Here is a 22,403-nt window from a genome sequence, read left to right on the forward strand (position 1 = left end):
TGTTTTAGATATTAGCAAATAGGAAAACTTATCGTGAATGAGTTTTCGTTATATTTCCTAGAAAACTTTTCAGATAATCCAAGACTATTTACGTCAAAACAACGATAATATCGTCAATATACTTGTTTACCTGTTTTGGATTTTTTCATGGAAATTAACGTCAACTTTCTGGATAACTTGCGTGTTGAAGCCAAGTTTGATGATTTTTCTGTTATTGCTGATCAACCTATCCGTTATAAAGGTGATGGTTCAGCGCCTAGTCCTTTTGATTATTTTCTCGCATCATCCGCATTGTGTGCCGCTTATTTTATTAAAGTTTATTGTAAGTCGCGCGATATTTCGACCGATGGTATTCGTTTATCGCAGAATAATATTGTTGATCCTGAAGATCGGTATAACCAAACATTCCAAATTCAGGTAGAAATACCTGAACGCATATCAGAAAAAGATCGTAAAGGCATGTTGCGGTCTGTTGAACGTTGTACGGTAAAAAAAGTAATTCAAACCGGGCCGACTTTTAGTGTTGAAGCCGTTGATAATTTAGAGCAAGATGCACAAGCAATGTTGACCGACTTCTCTAGTAGCGGCGAGGCGACATTCATTGAAGGTAAAGATTTACCTTTAGAAAAAACCATCGAAAATATGACGCAGAAGCTTGCTGAACTAGGCATGAAAATTGAAGTTGCATCATGGCGAAATATTGTCCCCCATGTGTGGTCATTACATATTCGTGATGCAGCATCACCCATGTGTTTTACGAATGGTAAAGGTGCAACGAAAGAAAGTGCGTTATGTTCTGCGTTAGGTGAGTTTATTGAACGATTAAGTTGTAACTTTTTCTATAACGATCAGTTTCTGGGTTTAGACATCGCTAACAGCGAGTTTGTGCATTACCCTTGTGAAAAATGGTTCAAACCGGGGATCAATGATGAATTACCAACCGAGATTTTGGATGAATACTGTTTAGATATTTATAATCCGGATGGTGAACTACGCGGCTCCCATTTAATTGATACCAATTCTGGCAATAAAGAGCGCGGTATTTGTTCGATTCCTTATACAAGACATTCTGATGGTCAAACGGTTTACTTCCCTTCTAATTTGATTGAAAACCTTTTTCTCAGCAATGGTATGAGTGCCGGTAATAATCAGCAAGAAGCAAAAGTACAATGTTTATCTGAAATCTTTGAAAGAGCTGTTAAGCGTCAGATCATTGAACAAGAACTTGTGTTACCAGATGTTCCCGAATCAGTAATCGCTAAATACCCAGATATTGAAGAAGGGATCCGTGCATTAGAGGCACAGGGGTTCCCTATTGTTGTTAAAGATGCTTCTCTTGGTGGTCAATTTCCTGTTATGTGTGTCACGTTGATGAACCCAAAAACAGGGGGAGTATTTGCTTCTTTTGGTGCTCACCCGAGCTTTGAGGTTGCGCTTGAGCGAAGCTTAACAGAACTATTGCAAGGTAGAAGTTTTGAAGGCTTGAATGATGTTCAACGCCCGACATTTAATAGCATGGCGGTATCCGAGCCTGAGAACTTTGTTGAACATTTTATTGATTCTACTGGCGTTATTTCATGGCGTTTCTTTAGTGCGAAGCATGACTTTGATTTTCATGAGTGGGATTTCTCAGGAACTAATGAAGAAGAATGCAGCACGTTATTCTCAATTTTAACTCAAATGGGCAAAGAAGTTTATGTGGCAGAATTCACTGAAATTGGTGAAGCATGCCGCATCTTAGTACCTGACTTCTCCGAAGTTTACCCTGTTGAAGATCTGATTTGGGATAACACAAATAAAGCCTTACAGTATCGAGAAGATATTTTAAACCTACATCGTTTATCAGATGATGATTTAGCCGCTTTGGTAACACGTTTAGAAGAGAGTCAGTTAGATAATTATATTGATATTATTACGCTGATCGGTATTGAATTTGACGAAAATACAGTTTGGGGACAATTAACCATTCTTGAACTTAAAATACTCATATATTTAGCACTAGGTGCCATTGAGGAAGCGATGGAGTTGGTTGGTGAGTTTCTACAATATAATGACAATACCGTAGAGCGAGGTTTGTTTTATCAAGCAATGCAGGCAACTCTTGAAGTTGCCTTATCCGAAGAGCTGGATATTGAGGATTATTTAACCAATTTTACCCGCATGTTTGGTAAAGATACGATGGACAATGTTATTGGTTCGATAAATGGCGATGTGCGATTTTATGGTTTAACACCCACGAATATGGCATTACAAGGGCTTGATAAACATTTACGACTTATCGATAGCTATAAAAAACTGCATAAAGCGAGAGCAGAAAAAGCAGCTAGTCAATAACATTGTATGCAATTAATTTGCGATTGCGTTGATAGGCGTGCCTTCATCACGTGAACTATTTTGCCAAAATTAACGGGAAACTCTCTTTAGTTTTGGCTGATACATAACAACAACCATGACATGGATGTAGTAAATGACTCAAGTAAATAGCCATATAATCATCTTACTTACGTTACTTCCGTTGATTTTTTCGTTAGCAAGTCATGCGGAGAAACTAGACAATCAAGCAACGCCAGCAACAGAAGAAGATACAGACTTTTGGGCAGAGCTTTTAACAAGTGGGCAAGCATTTAAAGAGAAAAAATGCCACCCTAAAGGCATGTTTTTCAGGTGTATCTCAGGATACGAACCGTCTTATTTTGGTTATGTTGGTCGAGATAAAAAGCACCTTGATGGTTCTCATTTAGAATTTAAAGTTTCTATAAAATACCCATTATGGGGCAGTTTAGTAGACATTGGTGCTAAAAACGCACCAGATGAGCGTTCTCAGGCGGTTTACTTTGCTTACACTGGGCAATATGATTTTTATTTTGGCTCACGTTATTCGGCACCCGTTATTTCGCGACAGCAAAACCCAGGGATTTTTTATAAATATGAATATGAATCTCGAGATAGTGGTTATAAGAGCTTTTCACTAGGCTATTTTCATGAATCTAATGGTCAAGAGATTGATGATAAACCCCTTTTTGATAATAAAGTGGATGAGCTACTCGACAAAATTTGTCGAGACGAACAAACAGATAATTGCTTGAGTGATGCTTACAATCACAAACGTGCTCGTTCAATGGCAACAGATTACTTGAGTCGTGGCTGGGATTATCTCGCTGCGTCTACCAAGTATACGTTATTGCACCGTCGAGATTTGTTTGGCCGTCGTATTGGCGTACAAACAGATTTTTATTTAACTGCCAAAGCTTATTTTAATTGGCAAGGGCTTGGTGCAGTAAAGGGCAGAGAAGAAAATATTAATTGGTTAAATGGTATTGATAACCCGAAAGATAAGGTTTATGACTATCGTACTTTTCAGTTAACTATAAACAGAAAGTTAGATTATCAAGGCTGTGCGGATATAGCTGATAATGACTGCTATAGTGGGCAGGGAAAACAAAATTGGTTAGATTACCTTGCTGATAATACAGAGTGGAGTTTAACTGTCTCTTCTGGCAATAAACTTAATAATTTGTCTTACCGTTTAGATTTTATTCATCACTTTGCTGGCTTATTTCCACTAAAGCTGACTTATTTCAACGGGTATGGTGAAAATATCTCTACTTATCAAGAAAAGAGTCATTACTGGATGATCGGAATTGATTTGTGGTGATTATGCGGTGCTCTTGACTACCTTAACGCATTAAAAATGCAGTAATTTGTAATTTAACTTGATAGGAAAATAAATTACTGCATAAATATTTACTCTGCATAAGGCTATATGTTGCTATTGATCAGCCAACCAATAAAGAGTACTTGGGGAACGGTAATTAAGGGCAAAAATAGTGCAATTTTCCAACTTTTCATCGTGTCTTTAATGACCATCACTTCGGTGTAATCTGTTGCTGCCCCCGCCATCAAAAATGTAAATGCATTACCAGGAGCATTAGCGCGCGTTACTAAGTCGGCGGCAATGGGGGTTGAACCTTCTGAGCAAACTTCAATAATGGTTGCTGCGAGTAATGTTAGTAATAATCCGCCCGTCGTAGCGCCAAACCAAACGTTAAAGCTTTCTGGTGGCACAAAGGCGCGTACAAAGGCTACGAGAACGACACCAACCATTACCCAACGAAACACCATTTTTGAACCTTTAATACCTTCAATTAACATAGCAAAGGTTGCTTTCGGTGTATAATCCGCTTCCTTAGTTAAGGTTTTAAGTACCGCTTTTAAATCAAAATCATCATCAATTGTATGACTATTTGGGTTTGTAGGTAATGTGCCATTTTCTTCAAGACAATCAAAAATATAACCACTTATCCAAGCGATGACTAGCGATAAGGCAATAAAGGCGAGAGTCCATTGCCAACCAATTAGGCCAATCAAAATGAGTGTTAATGTAAATGAATTCCAGGGGCTAGCGATAATAAAAGCCATGACTTGTCCAAGACTTGCACCGCGCTCGTATAACTTCATACCGACCATTAAAATTCCGTGATTACAAAGATCTAAAAAAAGTCCGGCTAGGGTTGCTCTAAAGAGTCCTTTTTTGGTGTGCCCTTGACCTAAGGTTGCGATGACAACATCTCGCGGAATTCTATTTAACCAGCCCACAGCAAAGACACCTAGTGCCATACCTATCCACATTGCATGCATCATTTCAACAGAGGTTTGACTCATGATGTAATACCATTTGTCACTGGGCTCTTGTAACCAATAACCAATAAAAGCCACAACAACAAAGAATGTTGATCCCCATAACAACCAATCAAACGATGATTGCTGTGTATTGCAACAACTTGTCGATTGTGTTCGATGTTGATTATGCTCAGGTGGCACGTTTGGTGTGCGTTCTTTTTTACTCTCGCAACAATTAGACACTTTGCTCACCTCCATTATTAAGATCTTCTATTAGGTGGCAAACATGGTGACCTGTTGGCACGCAGTCGGGTAATGATTGCCAGCGGTTTGTGGCGTTCTTCATTTTGTTATACGTTTGCTGCATTGCGTCAATTTTACGTTTTGTTTCCGCTAATCGTTGTTGCATTATTTTACGTACTTTTTGGCAAGGAGAGTTTCCTTGTTGTGATTCGTTAATAATCAATTGAATATCACTGAGTGAAAAACCCAACGACTTAGCCTGTACAATAAACTGTAAACGCTGTTCATCCGCTAAACTGTAGTCTTTGTAGTTATTGATGGGGTCACTTGTCGGTGTTAGTAAACCTATTCTTGTATAATGTCTTACAGTATCAACATTAACATGATTGCGGTTTGCAAGTTGCTTTACGCGCATAATTGACTCCTTTTTACCAATGTTGAAATCATACCATTGTCAATAAAGCGCTAAGCGCTTTGCTATTTGGATTGATACCACTATAAAGCTATGAGCAACTCACAGGTCAACAGTTATTCTACGCATTTTTTGAACAGAGAAAAGGAATGATGAAGTCTATTTTTCTTAAAGTACTAATATAATAATTCAAAACAGTGACTTACAAAGGTAAAACGGAACGTATTAAGCGGGTGTTAAGTAACCAATATTACTGAGCATTACATCATCAAATATACCAACAACGTCACCTATGACTATTAATGTTGGTGGTTTAATGTTTTCGTTTATTACCGTTGCTTCAAGCGACTGTAGTGTGCTGCGAAAAACTCGTTGTTCAGGCGTTGTTCCTTTATAGATAAGTGCTGCAGGCGTATTTTTATCTCTACCTGCTTTAGCGAGTTGTTGGGAAATAACAGGCACGCTTTTTACACCCATATAAAAGACTATCGTTTGTTTACTGTCACTTAACGTATGCCAAGGTAAGTCAAGCTCACCGCAATCTTTAACATGACCAGTAATAAACGTGCAGCTTTGAGCGGTTTGACGGTGTGTTAACGGAATGCCGACATAACTCGTGCACGCTGACGCGGCGGTCATTCCTGGTACTATATGACAGGCTATTCCATGATTTAATGCATATAGAGCTTCCTCACCACCGCGGCCGAATACAAACGGGTCGCCCCCTTTTAGCCTCAACACTTTTTTACCGGCCTGAGCATGTTCAACAAGCAAGCGATTAATTCCGTCTTGCGGTACACGATGTTCAGCTTGTTTCTTGCCAACATAGATACAGTCGCAATCTTCAGGCAAGAGTGCCATGATCTCCTTGCTAACTAATCTATCGTATATGGCAACTTCGGCTTGCGTGATAAAACGATATGCTTGAATTGTTAATAGATCAGGATCCCCAGGGCCAGCGCCAACGAGGGCAACTTCGCCACCGAGAAAGGGTTGTTTATTGTGAGGATTATATACTGACATGCTTAAATATTGCATCAAAAGAACGTATTGTATCGTTTTCTTAATTACCGCGCTATGTCGTGAACAGATGAATTTGTTCAAATTTATAACATGTTCGCTTTTCCTCTTGTTAAATGTTGCAAAAGCTAAGCAATCATTTAAGGTTGAAAGAGGGAGCGGGTTAATCATTTATATTATCAAACAGAACGATGGCAGAAGGTATACATGCAATTACTGGTTAAAAAATACCTATTAAAAGCTTCATTATTAGCAGGGCTAAGCCTTTTACTTGGATTGGTATTGTCGTTTATGGTTTATCGAGCCAATGAACAAGTAAAAACCCAAACCGTTGATGTGGTTAAAAATCGTTTACCAATTCTTGCTGCAATAAATGAGCTTATTGCCGACTTGAGTGAACAAGAGCGTATCGTTTATGAATATTACCGCTCAAAAGAGCAAGATATTTTTTTAGCGTCCTCTGAAAGCATTCAAAATACGTTTACAATGCATCTAAATGCGTTAAAAAACCAGCAAAGTATTGCTAAAGAAACACAACAAATAACGTCGCAACAGCACGAAATCATTGAACTTTTCCGTCAGTTTGATCAACAGATGGATGTGATAGACCCAGATTGGGATCAATTAAGGGTTATACTTGCTACTATTTCAGATAAACGAATAAACATGTTGCCAACGCTGAAGCGTATTGAAAATATGACAACAGAGCAGGTAGATAGCGGTCATAAACTAACACTTGAACAGATAGATAAAACTGCGCTACTTGTTGGCTTATATAGTATTTTTATTATTGCAACTGCCATTATCGTGGCTTGGTATATTAGGCGATATATTCTGACGCAGACAAAAAGCACACGTTTAGCCCATTTTGCTCAACGTAATCCTAACCCGATTATAAGTGTTAATAATCTAGGTGAAGTACTTTTTGCCAACCCAGCATGCAAACAGTTGTTGCAACAAGAAGGGCTAGCGGAAAACAATGTCGCTGCACTTATCCCTGATAATTTTGTTTCTTTAAAGCAGGTTATTTCTAAATCTGATAATCATCACTGTGTCATTGAACAAACATTGAAAAACAAGATTTTACAAGTGAGCATTAACTGGCTACAAGAATTTGATTGTTATGATATTCATATTAAAGATGTGACCGAGCAAGTCTTAGCGCAGCAAGAAGTAAAGCAATTGGCTTTTACGTCACAAGAAACAGGTCTTCCCAATCAATATAAACTGCAAGAAAAATTGAACTCATTGACTAAACACGGGGCAAAATTTGCGCTTGGAGTTGTCAGCATTCGCCAATTCAACGAAAAGGTAGCAACACTTGGTGGTGAGGCGATCACATCATTAATTCGTTGCGCAGCAAAAACAATCAATAAAAACCTCCCATCAGCCGTCACGTTGTTTCATGTAGGCGAAGGTGAGTTTGTTTTGTTGTGCATGGATTGCACAGAAGAGGAGCCACTTAAGGCATTAGCTGATACAATTACAACACATACCGATAAAGCACTGGTTACTCGCTATGGTGAATTTTTTATCGAGTGTGATTTTGGCTTTGTGCTGCATCCTCTTCATGCAAGCGACAGTAATAGTCTATTGAAAAATGCGCATATTGCTTTGTCGATAGCAAGTCAAAATACCCATGAAAATTATTGCTTTTTTACGCCTGAATTTGCTGTACAAGCTGAAACTAAAGCAGCGCTGATAGATAGCTTACGTAATGCGATTACTTTAGATGAACTATTTTTAGTCTATCAACCTCAGCTTTCTCTGCATAGTCATAAAGTTACGGGAATAGAGACCTTAGTTCGTTGGCGACACAATCAACAAATTGTTTCTCCAGTAGAGTTTATTCCTCTTGCTGAACAGTCGGGATTAATTGTGCCTATTGGTCAATGGATTTTGCGAGAAGCATGCTTGCTTGCAGATAAGCTCATCAAACAAGGAATAACGGATATTATTGTTGCCGTTAATGTTTCTCCGCGACAATTTTCTCACCCTTTGTTCATTGAAACAGTAGAACAAGCGCTTAAAGACAGTGGAATAAATCCATGTCATTTAGAGTTAGAAATAACTGAAGGCGTTTTTATGCACAATGAAGAAAATACGCTCTCAATGATGCAATCGCTTAAAAAGCTTGGTGTACAACTATCGATAGATGATTTTGGCACAGGCTATTCTTCCTTAAGTTACCTTAAGCAATTTCCAATTGATAAGTTAAAAATAGACCAGTCGTTTGTGCGAGATTGTCATAACAATAATGAAGATAAAGCCATTATTAAAACCATCATAGCTTTAGGAAAAAGTTTAGGTTTAAAACTGATTGCAGAAGGTGTTGAAGAAAAAACACATGTTGATATTTTATCGTCTTTACATTGTGATGAAATACAAGGTTATTGGTATAGTAGACCATTAGAAGAAGATAAACTACTTGCGTTTTTTTCTGAGCAAACACATGCTGTCGAAGCACTTAGTAAAGCGAACCAAGGTTAATGATCAACACTGTTGGTTCGCTTTGTTTTTAGCAAGCTTATTTGCTAAGTGCATCACCAAGGTGAGGACGTATATCTTTTAGAATTTCTTTTAATAAACGTGGACTACTTGCAACGATATTACCTGATGTTGAATGATTATGGCCACCAACAAAGTCGGTGACTAAACCACCAGCTTCTATAATTAGCAATTCGCCTGCCGCTGTATCCCAAGGTTTCAAACCTAATTCGAAAAAACCATCAACGCGACCAGCTGCTACATAAGCTAAATCTAAGGCAGCTGAACCTGCACGACGCATGTCGGCAGTTTTAACAAACAACGTTTGGAACATATTCATATATGCGGTCATGTGTTGTTTTTGTTTGAAAGGAAAGCCTGTTGCTAAAATAGCACCAGTAAGTTCTTTATGCTGTTTTACACGAATACGAAAGCCGTTTAATTGTGCACCTTTACCGCGACTTGCTGTGAACAATTCGCCACGAATTGGATCAAAAATAACTGCTTGGTCAAGCTTACCTTTAACTTTTAATGCGATAGAAACGGCAAAGTGAGGAATGCCTTTTACAAAGTTTGTTGTACCATCAAGAGGATCGATAATCCATTGGTAGTCTTCATCGCTACCTTTAATAACACCAGATTCTTCACAGATAATTGCATGATCAGGGTAAGATCTTTGAATTGTATCAATAATGGCTTGTTCTGCCATTTTATCAACGTTTGTCACAAAGTCATTGATACCTTTTGATTCAATTTCAAGTTTATCTGCTTGTTCGAATGAACGAGAAATAATATTTCCAGCACTACGCGCAGCGCGCACAGCAATATTTAGCATCGGGTGCATAACAATACCTTAATAGTTTAAACAGCTTTGTAAAAGAACGAATCTCGAATCCAACACTCTGAATTCGGCGGCGGATTATAGCAAATACGTTTTATAAAAGCGAGCGTCCTAAGAAAGTTAGTTGGTTAAATTATGTTCTGCAAGTGCATTGATAGATAATATCATCATAATTCAGAAAGATAAGCTCTATGGAAAAGACAATATTTCCGTGCTTTTTTTAGCGTACAGCGTTATCGTTTTTGTGGTAACATTATCGACAATTTTAGCCATCTAGATAGTTAATCAGGTTGTTTGAATTGCTGATTAACCAAGTAAAGAGATTTTAAGGTAATGTTAGATTCGGTACGTATTGTTTTAGTAAACACTTCAGATTGTCGCAATATAGGTTCTGCGGCACGAGCAATGAAAACGATGGGCTTAACACAGCTTTATTTAGTTGACCCTATTGAATTGCCTAATGGTCAAGCGCAAGCGCTCGCTGCGGGAGCAACAGATGTATTAGCAAATGCTAACGTTGTAAATACACTAGAAGAAGCTGTTTCCGATTGTGGACTTGTCGTGGGGACTAGTGCTCGTTCTCGCACTTTACCTTGGCCCATGCTTGAACCAAGAGCTTGTGGTGAAAAGATGATCGCTGAAACTGAAAACTATCCGGTCGCATTAGTTTTTGGTCGTGAAAGTAGTGGGCTGACAAATGAAGAATTACAGTTATGTCATTTTCATGTGCAAATTCCTGCAAACCCAGAATATAGCTCACTCAATTTAGCAATGGCAGTGCAAACATTGAGCTATGAAGTGCGAATGGCATATCTTGCTAAACAAAATGAGCAATATGAAACGAATGATATTGAAGATTATCCGGTCGTAGATGAAACAGAAAGAATGTTTGAGCACTTTGAAAAAGCATTAAAAGCGACAGGCTTTATTGTGCCAAGTCATCCAGGTTTAGTGATGACCAAATTGCGCCGTTTTATTAATCGTGCAAGACCTGATAGTAAAGAAGTTAAAATGTGGCGTGGTATTTTGTCATCAGTTGAAAAATCAGCAAAGAAATAAACAGCCACCAGTTGTTTTAAGGAAGAGGAAATTATGTTTAGTCGAATCAAAGAAGATATTAAAAGTGTCTTTGATCGCGATCCTGCAGCGAGGAATACGTTTGAAGTGCTGACCAATTACCCTGGTATGCATGCTATTTGGATCCACCGGTTAAGCAATAAACTTTGGCGCAATAACTGGAAGTTACTTGCACGCTTACTTTCAACGTTCTCACGTTGGCTAACTGGTGTTGAAATTCATCCTGGTGCTAAACTTGGTCGTCGATTCTTTATTGATCATGGTATGGGGATTGTTATCGGTGAAACAGCAGAAATTGGCGATGATGTAACGCTATACCATGGTGTTACGTTAGGCGGAACAAGCTGGAAAGAAGGCAAACGTCATCCAACGTTAGGTAATAATGTTGTTATCGGTGCAGGCGCACAAGTGCTAGGCCCTATTCGAATTGGTGATTATGGCAAGGTAGGTTCAAACTCTGTTGTCGTTAAAGATGTACCTGATAACGCAACAGCAGTAGGTATTCCTGGAAAAATAGTTAACGCCAAGAAAACAAGTACTGATGAGTTTCGAGAAAAAGCTGCTGAAAAGTATGGTTTTGATGCATACGCTGTTTCTGCAGATAATCCTGATCCAGTAGCTAAGGCGATTGGCCGATTACTTGACCATGTTCATCTAATGGATAACAAAGTCGCTGACCTTTGCAAAGAGATAAATCGCATGGGTGGAGAAGTGTGCCAAGATGCCTTGCCTGAATTACGCGTTGGAGAGTTTGTTGAAGATGAAGCTGCAGCAGCAACACGGCGTAAAGAAAGAATAACGTCATTTGATCCTGAAATTTAATGATTTGTGTGGCTTAGTTTTATTCTTTTGAGAATTTCGTACTCTTCCTTAAAAATACTTGAGTAATTTGCTCAAGTATTCATTGCATATTATACTAAGTTCTGTACAATACTTGACTATATTGCTCAGGTATTTATTTGACTATTTTATAAGGTTATGTAAAATTGCGCGGCGATTTTATTGGGGTAGAGAATGAAACTCACATCTAAAGGGCGTTATGCCGTTACAGCGATGCTTGATGTTGCAATACACGCAGCAGATGGGCCAGTTTCTTTAGCTGATATTTCTGAACGTCAGGGGATTTCTTTATCCTATCTAGAGCAATTATTTTCTCGATTACGCAAGCATGGGCTTGTTAATAGTATTCGAGGTCCTGGCGGAGGGTATCGCTTAGGAAAATGTTCTGCTCAAATTTATGTAGCTGATGTTATTACAGCTGTTGATGAGAGTATTAATGCTACAAAATGTGGCGGGAAGGGAGATTGTCAGTCGGGTGATCAGTGTTTAACACATTCACTTTGGACAGATTTAAGCAATCGAATCGAAGAATTTTTACAAGGCATTTCTTTATCGGAACTTGTCGAACAAAGAAATGTTAAGCAGGTCTCTGAGCGCCAAGACAACTTGCAAAAGCGTGACGAAAAACACGCACATGAGACCCTAATCGCAACGAACATAATACAGAACTGTTAGCGCAGTGTATGTTGATTAAGTTGGAGACAGTTAGCCAATGAAGCTTCCTATTTATTTTGATTATTCAGCAACGACACCAGTAGATAAGCGTGTTGCTGAAAAAATGATGCAATACCTGACAACCGATGGTTGTTATGGTAATCCGGCATCTCGTTCGCATAAGTTCGGCTGGCAGGCTGAAGAGGCAGTTGATATCGCAAGAAATCAAATTGCAGATCTTATTAATGCCGATCCGCGTGAAATTGTCATTACTTCTGGTGCGACAGAATCAAACAATTTGGCAATCAAAGGTGTAGCGAATTTTTACAGTAAAAAAGGTAAGCATATTATTACCTGTAAAACTGAGCACAAAGCGGTACTGGATACTTGTCGTGAATTAGAGCGTCAAGGTTTTGAAGTGACATACTTAGATCCAGAAGACAATGGTTTGATTGATCTTAAGAAATTAGAAGCAGCGTTTCGTGATGACACAGTGCTTGTGAGCATTATGCACGTAAATAATGAAATTGGTGTTATCCAAGATATTGCTGAAATAGGTGAAATGTGCCGCGCTCGTAAGATCGCGTTTCATGTTGATGCTGCGCAAAGTGCTGGCAAAATTGTTATTGATATGCAAAACCTAAAAGTAGATTTGCTGTCTATTTCTGCACATAAAATGTACGGTCCTAAGGGGATTGGTGCGTTGTATGTACGCCGTAAACCACGCATGCGATTAGAAGCGCAGATGCATGGCGGTGGTCATGAACGCGGTATGAGAAGTGGTACATTACCAACACATCAAATTGTTGGTTTTGGTGAAGCATGTCGAATTGCAAAAGAAGAAATGGCGCAAGACTTAGCGCATGTTACGGCAATGCGTGATCGCTTATGGGCCGGAATTAAAGATTTAGAGCAGGTATTTGTTAACGGTGACTTTGATAAACGTTACCCAGGTAACTTAAATGTCAGTTTTAATTTTGTTGAAGGTGAATCGTTAATAATGTCGTTAAAAGACTTAGCGGTTTCAAGCGGCTCAGCATGTACATCAGCAAGTTTAGAACCTTCATATGTTTTACGCGCACTAGGATTAAACGATGAAATGGCACATAGCTCAATTCGTTTTAGTTTTGGTCGCTTTACTACCGAAGAAGAAATTGATTACGCCATAGGTATTATTTCTAAAGCGATTTCACATTTACGTGAGATGTCTCCGCTTTGGGAAATGTTTAAAGATGGCGTTGATTTAGATTCAGTTGAATGGGTAGCGCACTAATACGTTCGCGTTATCAGGAGAGAATATTATGGCTTACAGTGAAAAAGTAATTGATCATTATGAGAACCCTCGTAATGTAGGTTCATTTGACAAAGAAGATCCGCAAGTGGCAACTGGAATGGTTGGTGCTCCAGCATGTGGTGACGTGATGAAGCTTCAATTAAAAATTACCGAAGAAGGTATTATTGAAGATGCTAAATTTAAAACCTATGGTTGTGGTTCTGCAATTGCGTCTAGTTCTCTTGTAACCGAATGGGTTAAAGGTAAGAGTATTGATGAAGCGTCAGGTATTAAGAATACTGACATCGCTGAAGAACTCGCATTGCCGCCAGTGAAAATTCACTGCTCTATTTTAGCGGAAGATGCGATCAAAGCCGCGATTGAAGATTACCGCACCAAACACGGTGAATAAGGTAGGCATTGAATGACAGTTTCAATGACACCGGCAGCAGCCGAACGAGTCAAGTCGTTTATCACTAATCGTGGTAAAGGGCTTGGTCTTCGATTAGGCGTAAAAACAACGGGTTGTTCTGGTTTAGCTTATGTACTTGAATTTGTAGATGAGTTAAATGAAGACGACAAGATGTTTGAAATTGATGACGTTAATATCATTATTGACGGTAAAAGCCTTGTATACCTCGATGGCATCGAATTAGACTTTGTCAAAGAAGGATTAAATGAAGGCTTTAAATTCACAAACCCAAATGCAAAGGGTGAGTGTGGTTGTGGTGAAAGCTTTAACGTTTAAACGTTAGCTTTTGCCAAGCTTACTTGCTAATACGCTCATTAATCTAAACGAAGTGACAACCGTGAACTATTTTGAAATATTCGGATTAGAAGAAAGTTTTTCCGTAGATCTGGATACCTTAACTGAACGTTACCAAGCTATTCAAAAAACTGTACACCCAGATCGCTTTGCGCACGCTGGCGGTCAAGATAAGTTGTTAGCCGCAAAAAAATCTACGCTCATTAATGATGCATACCAAACTCTAAAAACACCGCTAAAACGTGCGGAATATATGCTTGAATTGCGCAATGTTAGTATGCCAAGTGAACAAGCGTCTTTTAGTGATAACATGTTTTTAATGAGGCAGATGGAGTTGCGCGAAATGCTTGATGACGTAAAATCTGCTGATGATGTTGATAGTGCAATATTTGAAGCATCTAAAGTACTGGAAGTAGAATTTGAACAGCACTTAAAAGCAATGCAAGCCGCAATTTTAGAAAATACACAAGAGTCAAATGAGCAAGCGAGTGAGTTATTGCGTAAACTGAAATTTTATCAAAAATTACATGTAGAGTTGGATCGTTTAGAAGATCTTTTGTTTGACGATTAACCTACCGAACTAAACCGACAGAGTTAAAGAGACCAACAATGGCGTTATTACAGATTGCAGAACCTGGTCAAAGTACTGTGCCTCATGAACATAAATTAGCTGTAGGTATCGATTTAGGTACTACAAATTCGCTAATCGCGACGGTAAAAAGCGGTTTAGCCGAAACGATAACAAACGAAAATCAACAAGATATATTACCCTCGATTGTTAGTTATCAAGAGAACGAAACATTAGTAGGGCATGATGCCAAAGCGTTCTCGGTATCGGATCCTGAAAATACTATAGTATCAGCGAAACGATTAATTGGTCGTTCTTTACAAGATATTCAAGCGAAGTATCCATCATTACCTTATGCATTTTGCGGTGATGATTCTCATCCTAGTATTCAAACGCGAAGTGGTACAATAAATCCTGTTCAAGTGTCAGCAGAATTACTTAAACACTTAGGTCAAAGAGCTGAAAAAGCACTAGGTGGCGAGTTAACGGGCGTTGTTATAACTGTACCTGCTTACTTTGACGATGCACAACGCCAAAGTACTAAAGATGCGGCGAAATTGGCGGGTTTAAATGTATTAAGATTACTAAACGAACCAACAGCAGCTGCAGTGGCATATGGTTTAGATAGTGGCAAAGAAGGCGTTATTGCTGTATACGATTTAGGTGGTGGTACCTTCGATATTTCTATCTTACGCTTAAATAAAGGTGTTTTTGAAGTATTGGCAACAGGTGGTGACTCTGCGCTAGGAGGGGATGACTTTGATCTTGTACTTGTAGATCATATGGTTGAACGTGCTGGTTTATCTCGTCCACTATCAACATCGATGGAACGTCAGCTACTGGAGCAAGCCACGAAGGCGAAAGAAGCATTATCGTCACAAGATACCTATGACTTTACCTTAACACTTGAAAATAATGAATTATGGCAGGGTGAAATCACTAAAGTAGCTTTTGAACAGTTGATTCAGTCGTTAGTAACGAAAACAATGCGTGCATGTCGCAGAGCATTGAAAGATGCCGGCATTAGTGCTCAAGATGTTAAAGAAGTGGTCATGGTTGGTGGTTCGACCCGTGTTCCATTGGTACGCGCTGAAGCAGAAAGTTTTTTCAAACAAACACCACTAACATCTATTGACCCAGACAAAGTTGTCGCTATAGGCGCCGCAATTCAAGCGGATATATTAGCAGGTAATAAACCTGACAGTGATATGTTATTACTTGACGTTATTCCATTATCATTAGGCCTTGAAACTATGGGGGGGCTTGTTGAAAAAGTGATCACACGTAACACAACGATTCCTGTCGCCAAGGCACAAGAGTTTACAACGTTTAAAGATGGTCAAACAGCGATGGCCATTCACGTATTGCAGGGTGAACGAGAACTTGTTGATGATTGTCGATCACTTGCACGATTTGAATTACATGACATTCCACCTATGGCTGCCGGAGCAGCTCATATTCGTGTTACATTTAAAGTAGACGCAGATGGTTTACTTGCCGTGAATGCAATGGAAAAATCAACAGGCGTTGAAGCAAACATTGAAGTTAAGCCTTCATTTGGTCTAGCGGACGATGAAATTGCGGAAATGCTGAAGGCATCAGTAGCAAATGCAGAAGTAGATATGCAAGCTCGTATGCTTAAAGAGCAACAAGTGGAAGCCGCTCGTGTTATAGAATCAGTCAACGCAGCATTAGCTGCAGATAGTGCATTACTCTCTGAACAAGAAGTTTCTACGATAGAAAATGCACTTGCAGATCTTGCTAAGGCTAGCCAAGGGCAGGATACTGACGCAATAGAAAAATTGATTGAGAAAGTAAATATAAAAACAGCGACATTCGCAGAACGCAGAATGGATGCTTCGATTAATAAAGCATTGTCAGGCCATACGGTTGACGACTTATAGTAGAGTAAAGAGACAATCATGCCAAAAATTATCGTATTACCGAATGAAGAATTATGCCCTGATGGTGCCGTATTAGAAGCGGAAAAGGGTGAAAGTGTACTAAATGTTGCGTTGAAAAATGACATAGATATTGAACATGCTTGTGAAAAAGTATGTGCATGCACAACATGTCACGTCATTATCCGTGAAGGCTTTGACTCGTTAGAAGAAAGTGACGAACTTGAAGACGACATGTTAGATAAAGCGTGGGGTCTAGAACCTGAATCTCGCCTTGGCTGTCAGGCTATTGTTGCAGATGAAGATTTAGTTGTTGAGATCCCAAGATACACCGTCAATATGGTATCTGAGAATCACTAAGGCTTCTAAGTATTTAGCTTTGACAATAAAAAAAGGGTAATAACAGTGATGTTATTACCCTTTTTTTATTGTCAATGTTAACCCCCATAGTGAGGTGGTGCTCGTTCAGTAGGGGGCTTTGCCCGTAAAACGTATTTTTAACGGTATCAATTAAGTTGTTTCCCTGTTTTATCGACAAGACGTTTTAGTTCATTAACTGTTGAACTAACGGCAGCTATCACGTAGTATCAGCGCTGATTTAGGTGTCTTAGATAATCATAAGTTCATATATAGTGAACGGTGTTTATTGACGATGAAACGTGAAACTGGTGAAAAACCAGTACTGCCCCCGCAACGGTAACTGTGAGCAGCAACAAAACCACTGTATTTAGAAACGAGTCATTACGTTTGGTTCGAAATATGGGAAGGTGTTGCAGACGCGATGATCAGGAGTCCGGAGACCGGCCTAAACGATTACTCGACAACTGCGGTGGGCGGTATTCAGAGCTGTAAATGGTTGTAATTAATCCAAGGTGCATACGAATGTTACCTATGGATGCATTGATACGATTACTGTCTGTAATGTTAAAATGACCTGACTCTTCGACCGTTCTCAACTTTGATTTCAAACACCGTGAAATTTAATTTTCAATAACGGGAATGTTATGAAATCAGTCAAGATTACACATGCATATGGTATTTTAAGTGCCATATTTATTATCCTTACGTTACTTTTACTCGCTACGCGTGGGCAACATTTTTCAAGTTTGCATAATCTGCCAAGTGCCTCGATAGCGGTGTTTTTTTTAGCGGGAATGTATTTACGCAGCATAAAGGCCTTTTGGTTTTATTATCTGTTAACGGTTGCCATAGATCTTGGTGCTTCGTATATGCGTGGACAATTTGGTGACTGTATCACTACATCTTACCCTGCTTTAGTGCTAAGTTATGGCGTAATGTTTAGCATAGGGAGATATGTAAAACCTATGTGGTATGAAACATCACACCTAAAGAACTTTGCTAAAGTTGCATTAGGTTTATTTGTTGCTAGCTCGATTGCATTCTTCATTTCAAATGGTAGCTATTACGTATTTTCAGGCAATTTTTCAAACTTATCGTGGGCAGAATATACCTCGCGTGTAGATAAATATTACTTACGATCAATATCAAACCCTATTTTTTACGTATTTGTTGCCTTTGTTTTGGACTTTACCATGAACCATTTTTTTACCAATAAACTCATTGCAAAATTAAGGAATGGTAAGGTTTAAAAATGAAGCGGACAACAGATAAAAGTGAACATGTTTTCCAATCAAAGCCTTGTCGTACAAACAGCGATAGCGCAACATGTCCTGCATTAGTGATAGCTGCGCCGCATTCAGGATCAGGTAAAACAACGGTTACGGCAGCATTAGCACGTTATCACCGTAATCAAGGGCGTAAAGTAACAGTATTTAAAGTTGGTCCAGACTTTATCGACCCGATGATATTACGACAGGCAAGTGGTGAGTTGGTTTATCAATTGGATTTATGGCTAGTGGGTGAACAAGGCTGTCAAGAGTTGCTTTATCGAGCCGCTTTACAGTCAGACCTCATTTTAATTGAAGGTGTCATGGGGCTATTTGACGGCACACCAAGTAGTGCTGATTTAGCTACATATTTTGCTATTCCTGTGCTCGGGGTGATTGATGCTAAAGCAATGGCTCAAACGTTTGGGGCGGTTACTCATGGCTTAGCTAATTTTCGACCTGACTTACCATTTTCGGGCGTGTTAGCAAATCGAGTTAACAGCGAGCGGCATGAAGAGCTATTGGCAATGAGCTTACCAGATAATTATTGTTTTTATGGTCGTATACCTACCGATGCCAACATCTCGCTACCTGAACGTCATTTAGGGTTAGTACAAGCTCAAGAACTCGATAATATTGACAAACAACTCGATATTGCAGCGAGTCATATTGAACATACAGCATTAACGGAGTTACCGAAAGCAGTTACATTTTATGATGTAGAAAATAACAGTCAGTATGCGCTAATTGAAGGTACATTGATTGGCACAACGATCATTATTATAAAAGATAGTGCTTTTAGTTTTATCTATGCTGCAAATATTGCTTTCTTACAGCAAACAGGTGCAAATATTGTGTATTGTTCCGCACTTAACGATAGGCAGTTACCTAACGGTGATATTTTGTACATCCCGGGAGGTTACCCTGAACTGTACGCTGAGCAATTGAGTAATAATACCACCTTTTTACATGATATTACTGCGTTCGTAGAAAGCGGTAAGGCTATTATCGCAGAGTGTGGTGGTATGTTATATCTATTAGACCAGTTAACTGATCTTGATGGCCAATGTTATCCAATGGCCGGCCTTGTGCCTGGTAAGGCGGTGATGCAGGAAAAACTCGCCGCTATAGGATCACAATCGGTTGAACTACCTATGTGCACTGAGTCGTCAAAATCAACACAGGTAATACGTGGACATAGCTTTCATTATTCTCGTGCTAATATTGAGATTGCGCCCTTTTCTCAAAGCAAACATCACCCCAGTGAAAGGGCAGGGGAATATGTTTATCGATACAAAAATATTCTCGCATCGTACATGCACTGGTATTTTCCAAGTAACCCTCAATTAACGCTACAGTTATTTAAAAACGGCGTTGACACAAATAACACGTACAGTTGAGCATATTCAGCGTTATGTTTATACCTACGAAAGGAAACGTTAATTGCAAACAGTCTTATTTTTAGCTCGTCACGGCGAAACATATTGGAATAAAGAGAGGCGATTTCAGGGGCACTTAGATAGCGGGTTAACGGAACTTGGTAAGTCTCAATCGCAGCAAATTTTAGCACATGTGATCGATCAAAAGATTGATGTTATTGTGTCTTCACCGTTAGAAAGAGCAAAAGCTACGGCACGTATCTGCCAAACAATGTTAAAAGTTGACGATGTCGTTGAACCGCGTTTGATGGAACGAAACCTTGGTGACTGGCAAGGAAAAAAACTACAAGAAATTGCATGTTACCCTGAATATCACGAAGCCTTAAAGCAAGTAACCGATTTTACTCCTCGTAATGGAGAAAGTGCTAATGCTTGCAGCGCAAGAATATATCACGCGTTAAAAGATATTAGTCAACGATATTTAGGTCGTAAGATTTTGGTTATTTTTCATGGTGAGGCATTAAGGTGCCTATTGGCAATGTTAGGTGAAAAGTCAGAGGTGAATGCTTACGAACTTTATCAAAACGGCTGTGTTATAACATTGAACTATCAACCTACTGCGCCGTTTTTTCAACAAGTAAATTAACTGGCATGTTTGATTTATTTGAGTTTAATCTTTCAATGCTTTCAGCGTTTGCTGTAACCTTAACCTTAGTACTTGCTTTATTTTTAGATGCGCAATTAGGCGAAGCCAAAAAATATCATTATCTTGTATTTTTTGGTCGTTTAAGTGCAGCGTTAGAAGAAAAACTTAACCCTAATTTTAGCACTTACCCGTCTAATGATCGGATATTGAAGCGCAGTAAATTTAGTCAGTTTATTGGTTTAATCGCTTGGTTGTTATTAGTGTTGCCAGTACCCATGATTTATTATTTTTATTTTAGTAATTTTAGTGTCGTTATTCAGATAATTGTTGATGCAATTATGCTTTATTTAGCATTAGGGCTCAGAAGTTTGAAAGAACACGGTATGCAAGTTTATCAGCCCCTGTTACAGAATAACTTGGAAGCTGCGCGGCATTATACGGGGTACTTAGTAAGTCGAGAAACAAGTACACTTACACCAAAAGCACTATCAAGGGCAACGGTAGAGTCAATATTAGAAAATGGTCATGACAGTGTTATTGCATCACTAACGTATTACCTTATTGGTGGCATCCCTTTGGTGATTGTTCATCGATTAGCAAATACCTTAGATGCGATGTGGGGATATAAGAGCGCTCGATATGTGTCTTTTGGTTATGCGAGTGCACGATTAGACGATCTGCTCGGTTTTTTTTCCGGAAAAGTTTGTACTGTATTATATGCGATACAAGGACAAGTGCTACTGGCACTTAAAAATGCTTTTCAACAAGGTGGACAGTATAAAAGTCACAATGGCGGCTGGGTGATGGCAGCAGGCGCAACCGTAATGCATCGTACGATAGGTGGTTGCGCGCAATATCATGGTCAAACGTTACAGGGAACCTTAATGGGATGCGGTCAAGCGGTTGATATAGAAGATATTCCTAAAAGTATAAAGCTTGTTCAACGAGCGAGTTCTCTCTTTGTTTTTTTCGTTGTGAGTTATCAATTATGGGTTTACATTTTTTAGCCGTTTATCTGGAGAAAATATGGCTTTAACGCATGGTGGGCAACTACGAAAAGTTTCTGAACAGTACCATATTCCTGTCGATGAGTGGCTAGATCTTTCTACTGGTATTGCACCTTTCAGCTACCCTGTTCCAGCTATTCCCCAGATAATTTGGCAACAATTACCACAGTATTCACCTGAACTATTAACGGCAGCTAAACAATACTATCATTGCGATAACGTACTCGTTAGTAATGGTAGTCAAGCGATTATCAGTATACTTCCAACGCTATGGCAAAAGCAGAATCGAAAATCAACACAGGTTTACTTACCTTTTAAGGGTTATAAAGAGCATGCTCAAGCATGGGGGAACGCGGGTTTTGAAGTGCATTGGTATTATGATGAGTTACCCGCACTAGAGCAATTAACATCGAATTGTGTGTTGGTGGTGATCAATCCAAACAACCCCACTGGAAAATTATTCAGCCGTGGTACGTTAACAATTTATCAGCGAGCAGTTACTGAGCGACAAGGTTTGTTCATTATTGATGAAGCATTTATGGATGTGATAACGCCAAACCAGTCAATGTCTGGATACATTAATGGTAACAATACATTGGTACTTAAATCATTTGGAAAATTTTTTGGTTTAGCTGGACTGCGTATCGGCTTTATCATTGCTAATCAACAATGGTTAACGTTGCTAGCGGAACATCTTGGCCCTTGGCAAGTAAATGGCCCTGCGCAGTTTATAGCTGTAAAAGCAATGCAAGATGCGAAGTGGCAAGCACAACAAAAAGAAAAGCTTTCGCAACAACGTTTAGCATTAAAAAAGCTACTACTTAACTATTTTGGTGATGATATTAATGGCACTGATTTATTTTTAACGGTGAATCTAAACAATCAAAGTCAAGCGATGTATATGTATGATAGTTTATGTCAACAAGGGGTTTATGTAAGGTTGACGGATGATCAACATTCGTTGCGTTTTGGTATACCTAAACCAGAAGATATGGAACGATTGTCGAACTCACTTGGCCAGATTAGATTATTTCCTTAACA

At 39.1% G+C, this 22,403-nt stretch carries 20 protein-coding genes, 1 pseudogene and 1 riboswitch; of the genes and pseudogenes, 17 read left to right on the forward strand and 4 right to left on the reverse strand.

Going from position 1 to position 22,403, the window contains the following annotated elements:
• Positions 1-147: 147 nt before the first annotated feature.
• Positions 148-2,334: an OsmC domain/YcaO domain-containing protein gene (locus QUE09_RS05130; RefSeq protein ID WP_286235128.1), complete on the forward strand. Its 2,187-nt coding sequence runs from the start codon at positions 148-150 to the stop codon at positions 2,332-2,334.
• A 133-nt stretch (positions 2,335-2,467) separates the two neighbouring features.
• Positions 2,468-3,655 carry a phospholipase A gene (locus QUE09_RS05135; RefSeq protein WP_286235129.1) on the forward strand — a complete coding sequence of 396 codons (1,188 nt, stop codon included), beginning with the start codon at positions 2,468-2,470 and terminating at the stop codon, positions 3,653-3,655.
• Between the two features lie 104 nt (positions 3,656-3,759).
• Here the strand turns inward: QUE09_RS05135 and QUE09_RS05140 are convergent, their stop codons facing one another.
• The 3 genes from QUE09_RS05140 to cobA all read right to left on the reverse strand — a co-directional run bounded on the left by QUE09_RS05140 (position 3,760) and on the right by cobA (position 6,298).
• Positions 3,760-4,863, reverse strand: a complete 1,104-nt coding sequence (locus QUE09_RS05140) for a permease (protein WP_286235130.1) — start codon at positions 4,861-4,863, stop codon at positions 3,760-3,762.
• Complete coding sequence (locus QUE09_RS05145; RefSeq protein ID WP_286235131.1) at positions 4,856-5,278, reverse strand: MerR family DNA-binding protein; 423 nt, start codon at positions 5,276-5,278, stop codon at positions 4,856-4,858. The genes QUE09_RS05140 and QUE09_RS05145 overlap by 8 nt, the downstream gene beginning before the upstream one ends.
• Positions 5,279-5,500: 222 nt before the next feature.
• Positions 5,501-6,298, reverse strand: coding sequence for a uroporphyrinogen-III C-methyltransferase (gene cobA, locus QUE09_RS05150; protein WP_286235132.1), 798 nt, complete (start codon positions 6,296-6,298; stop codon positions 5,501-5,503).
• Positions 6,299-6,502: 204 nt separating this feature from the next.
• Here cobA and QUE09_RS05155 point away from each other — a divergent pair, with 204 nt between their 5' ends.
• Complete coding sequence (locus tag QUE09_RS05155) at positions 6,503-8,785, forward strand: sensor domain-containing protein (protein ID WP_286235133.1); 2,283 nt, start codon at positions 6,503-6,505, stop codon at positions 8,783-8,785.
• A 37-nt stretch (positions 8,786-8,822) separates the two neighbouring features.
• Here QUE09_RS05155 and suhB read toward each other — a convergent pair whose 3' ends face one another.
• Entirely contained in the window at positions 8,823-9,626 is an 804-nt protein-coding gene (suhB, locus tag QUE09_RS05160; RefSeq protein WP_286235134.1) for an inositol-1-monophosphatase, read from the reverse strand.
• Between the two features lie 330 nt (positions 9,627-9,956).
• Between suhB and trmJ the strand changes: the two genes are divergently transcribed.
• The 14 genes and pseudogenes from trmJ (at position 9,957) to cobD (ending at position 22,401) form a co-directional block, all read left to right on the forward strand.
• Positions 9,957-10,682, forward strand: a complete 726-nt coding sequence (gene trmJ / locus QUE09_RS05165; RefSeq protein ID WP_286235135.1) for a tRNA (cytosine(32)/uridine(32)-2'-O)-methyltransferase TrmJ — start codon at positions 9,957-9,959, stop codon at positions 10,680-10,682.
• Positions 10,683-10,703: 21 nt separating this feature from the next.
• A pseudogene (gene cysE / locus QUE09_RS05170) lies at positions 10,704-11,522 on the forward strand (serine O-acetyltransferase); the annotation flags it as partial.
• Between the two features lie 192 nt (positions 11,523-11,714).
• Positions 11,715-12,215, forward strand: coding sequence for a Fe-S cluster assembly transcriptional regulator IscR (iscR, locus tag QUE09_RS05175; protein ID WP_286235136.1), 501 nt, complete (start codon positions 11,715-11,717; stop codon positions 12,213-12,215).
• A gap of 37 nt (positions 12,216-12,252) precedes the next feature.
• Positions 12,253-13,467 carry an IscS subfamily cysteine desulfurase gene (locus tag QUE09_RS05180; RefSeq protein WP_286235137.1) on the forward strand — a complete coding sequence of 405 codons (1,215 nt, stop codon included), beginning with the start codon at positions 12,253-12,255 and terminating at the stop codon, positions 13,465-13,467.
• 28 nt (positions 13,468-13,495) lie between these two features.
• Positions 13,496-13,879, forward strand: a complete 384-nt coding sequence (iscU, locus tag QUE09_RS05185) for a Fe-S cluster assembly scaffold IscU (protein WP_286235138.1) — start codon at positions 13,496-13,498, stop codon at positions 13,877-13,879.
• 12 nt (positions 13,880-13,891) lie between these two features.
• Positions 13,892-14,215: an iron-sulfur cluster assembly protein IscA gene (gene iscA / locus QUE09_RS05190; RefSeq protein WP_286235139.1), complete on the forward strand. Its 324-nt coding sequence runs from the start codon at positions 13,892-13,894 to the stop codon at positions 14,213-14,215.
• 61 nt (positions 14,216-14,276) lie between these two features.
• Positions 14,277-14,804: a co-chaperone HscB gene (hscB, locus tag QUE09_RS05195; RefSeq protein ID WP_286235140.1), complete on the forward strand. Its 528-nt coding sequence runs from the start codon at positions 14,277-14,279 to the stop codon at positions 14,802-14,804.
• 38 nt (positions 14,805-14,842) lie between these two features.
• The gene (hscA, locus tag QUE09_RS05200) at positions 14,843-16,705 is read left to right on the forward strand and encodes a Fe-S protein assembly chaperone HscA (protein ID WP_286235141.1); all 1,863 of its coding nucleotides are present in this window, start codon (positions 14,843-14,845) and stop codon (positions 16,703-16,705) included.
• Positions 16,706-16,723: 18 nt separating this feature from the next.
• Positions 16,724-17,062, forward strand: a complete 339-nt coding sequence (fdx, locus tag QUE09_RS05205) for an ISC system 2Fe-2S type ferredoxin (RefSeq protein ID WP_286235142.1) — start codon at positions 16,724-16,726, stop codon at positions 17,060-17,062.
• Between the two features lie 259 nt (positions 17,063-17,321).
• Positions 17,322-17,525: riboswitch (cobalamin riboswitch) on the forward strand.
• Between the two features lie 181 nt (positions 17,526-17,706).
• Positions 17,707-18,312: a hypothetical protein gene (locus QUE09_RS05210; RefSeq protein WP_286235143.1), complete on the forward strand. Its 606-nt coding sequence runs from the start codon at positions 17,707-17,709 to the stop codon at positions 18,310-18,312.
• 2 nt (positions 18,313-18,314) lie between these two features.
• The gene (locus QUE09_RS05215; protein WP_286235144.1) at positions 18,315-19,730 is read left to right on the forward strand and encodes a cobyrinic acid a,c-diamide synthase CobB; all 1,416 of its coding nucleotides are present in this window, start codon (positions 18,315-18,317) and stop codon (positions 19,728-19,730) included.
• Positions 19,731-19,773: 43 nt separating this feature from the next.
• Positions 19,774-20,355 (forward strand): histidine phosphatase family protein, encoded by a 582-nt coding sequence (locus QUE09_RS05220; RefSeq protein WP_286235145.1) that lies wholly within the window; start codon positions 19,774-19,776, stop codon positions 20,353-20,355.
• A gap of 5 nt (positions 20,356-20,360) precedes the next feature.
• Positions 20,361-21,362 carry a CobD/CbiB family cobalamin biosynthesis protein gene (locus tag QUE09_RS05225; RefSeq protein ID WP_286235146.1) on the forward strand — a complete coding sequence of 334 codons (1,002 nt, stop codon included), beginning with the start codon at positions 20,361-20,363 and terminating at the stop codon, positions 21,360-21,362.
• 19 nt (positions 21,363-21,381) lie between these two features.
• Positions 21,382-22,401 (forward strand): threonine-phosphate decarboxylase CobD, encoded by a 1,020-nt coding sequence (gene cobD / locus QUE09_RS05230; RefSeq protein WP_286235147.1) that lies wholly within the window; start codon positions 21,382-21,384, stop codon positions 22,399-22,401.
• Positions 22,402-22,403: the final 2 nt, after the last annotated feature.

Source organism: Thalassotalea sediminis (genome assembly GCF_030295915.1).
In the GTDB taxonomy this organism is placed as follows: domain Bacteria; phylum Pseudomonadota; class Gammaproteobacteria; order Enterobacterales; family Alteromonadaceae; genus Thalassotalea_C; species Thalassotalea_C sediminis.

Coding starts and splice junctions, on each gene's coding strand:
- fdx (WP_286235142.1), top strand. CDS start 16,724: ATGCCAAAAATTATCGTATTACCGAATGAAGAATTATGCCCTGATGGT.
- QUE09_RS05130 (WP_286235128.1), top strand. CDS start 148: ATGGAAATTAACGTCAACTTTCTGGATAACTTGCGTGTTGAAGCCAAG.
- QUE09_RS05215 (WP_286235144.1), top strand. CDS start 18,315: ATGAAGCGGACAACAGATAAAAGTGAACATGTTTTCCAATCAAAGCCT.
- QUE09_RS05145 (WP_286235131.1), bottom strand. CDS start 5,278: ATGCGCGTAAAGCAACTTGCAAACCGCAATCATGTTAATGTTGATACT.
- cobA (WP_286235132.1), bottom strand. CDS start 6,298: ATGTCAGTATATAATCCTCACAATAAACAACCCTTTCTCGGTGGCGAA.
- QUE09_RS05225 (WP_286235146.1), top strand. CDS start 20,361: ATGTTTGATTTATTTGAGTTTAATCTTTCAATGCTTTCAGCGTTTGCT.
- QUE09_RS05135 (WP_286235129.1), top strand. CDS start 2,468: ATGACTCAAGTAAATAGCCATATAATCATCTTACTTACGTTACTTCCG.
- cobD (WP_286235147.1), top strand. CDS start 21,382: ATGGCTTTAACGCATGGTGGGCAACTACGAAAAGTTTCTGAACAGTAC.
- QUE09_RS05180 (WP_286235137.1), top strand. CDS start 12,253: ATGAAGCTTCCTATTTATTTTGATTATTCAGCAACGACACCAGTAGAT.
- iscA (WP_286235139.1), top strand. CDS start 13,892: ATGACAGTTTCAATGACACCGGCAGCAGCCGAACGAGTCAAGTCGTTT.
- QUE09_RS05155 (WP_286235133.1), top strand. CDS start 6,503: ATGCAATTACTGGTTAAAAAATACCTATTAAAAGCTTCATTATTAGCA.
- iscR (WP_286235136.1), top strand. CDS start 11,715: ATGAAACTCACATCTAAAGGGCGTTATGCCGTTACAGCGATGCTTGAT.
- QUE09_RS05210 (WP_286235143.1), top strand. CDS start 17,707: ATGAAATCAGTCAAGATTACACATGCATATGGTATTTTAAGTGCCATA.
- iscU (WP_286235138.1), top strand. CDS start 13,496: ATGGCTTACAGTGAAAAAGTAATTGATCATTATGAGAACCCTCGTAAT.
- hscA (WP_286235141.1), top strand. CDS start 14,843: ATGGCGTTATTACAGATTGCAGAACCTGGTCAAAGTACTGTGCCTCAT.
- trmJ (WP_286235135.1), top strand. CDS start 9,957: ATGTTAGATTCGGTACGTATTGTTTTAGTAAACACTTCAGATTGTCGC.
- suhB (WP_286235134.1), bottom strand. CDS start 9,626: ATGCACCCGATGCTAAATATTGCTGTGCGCGCTGCGCGTAGTGCTGGA.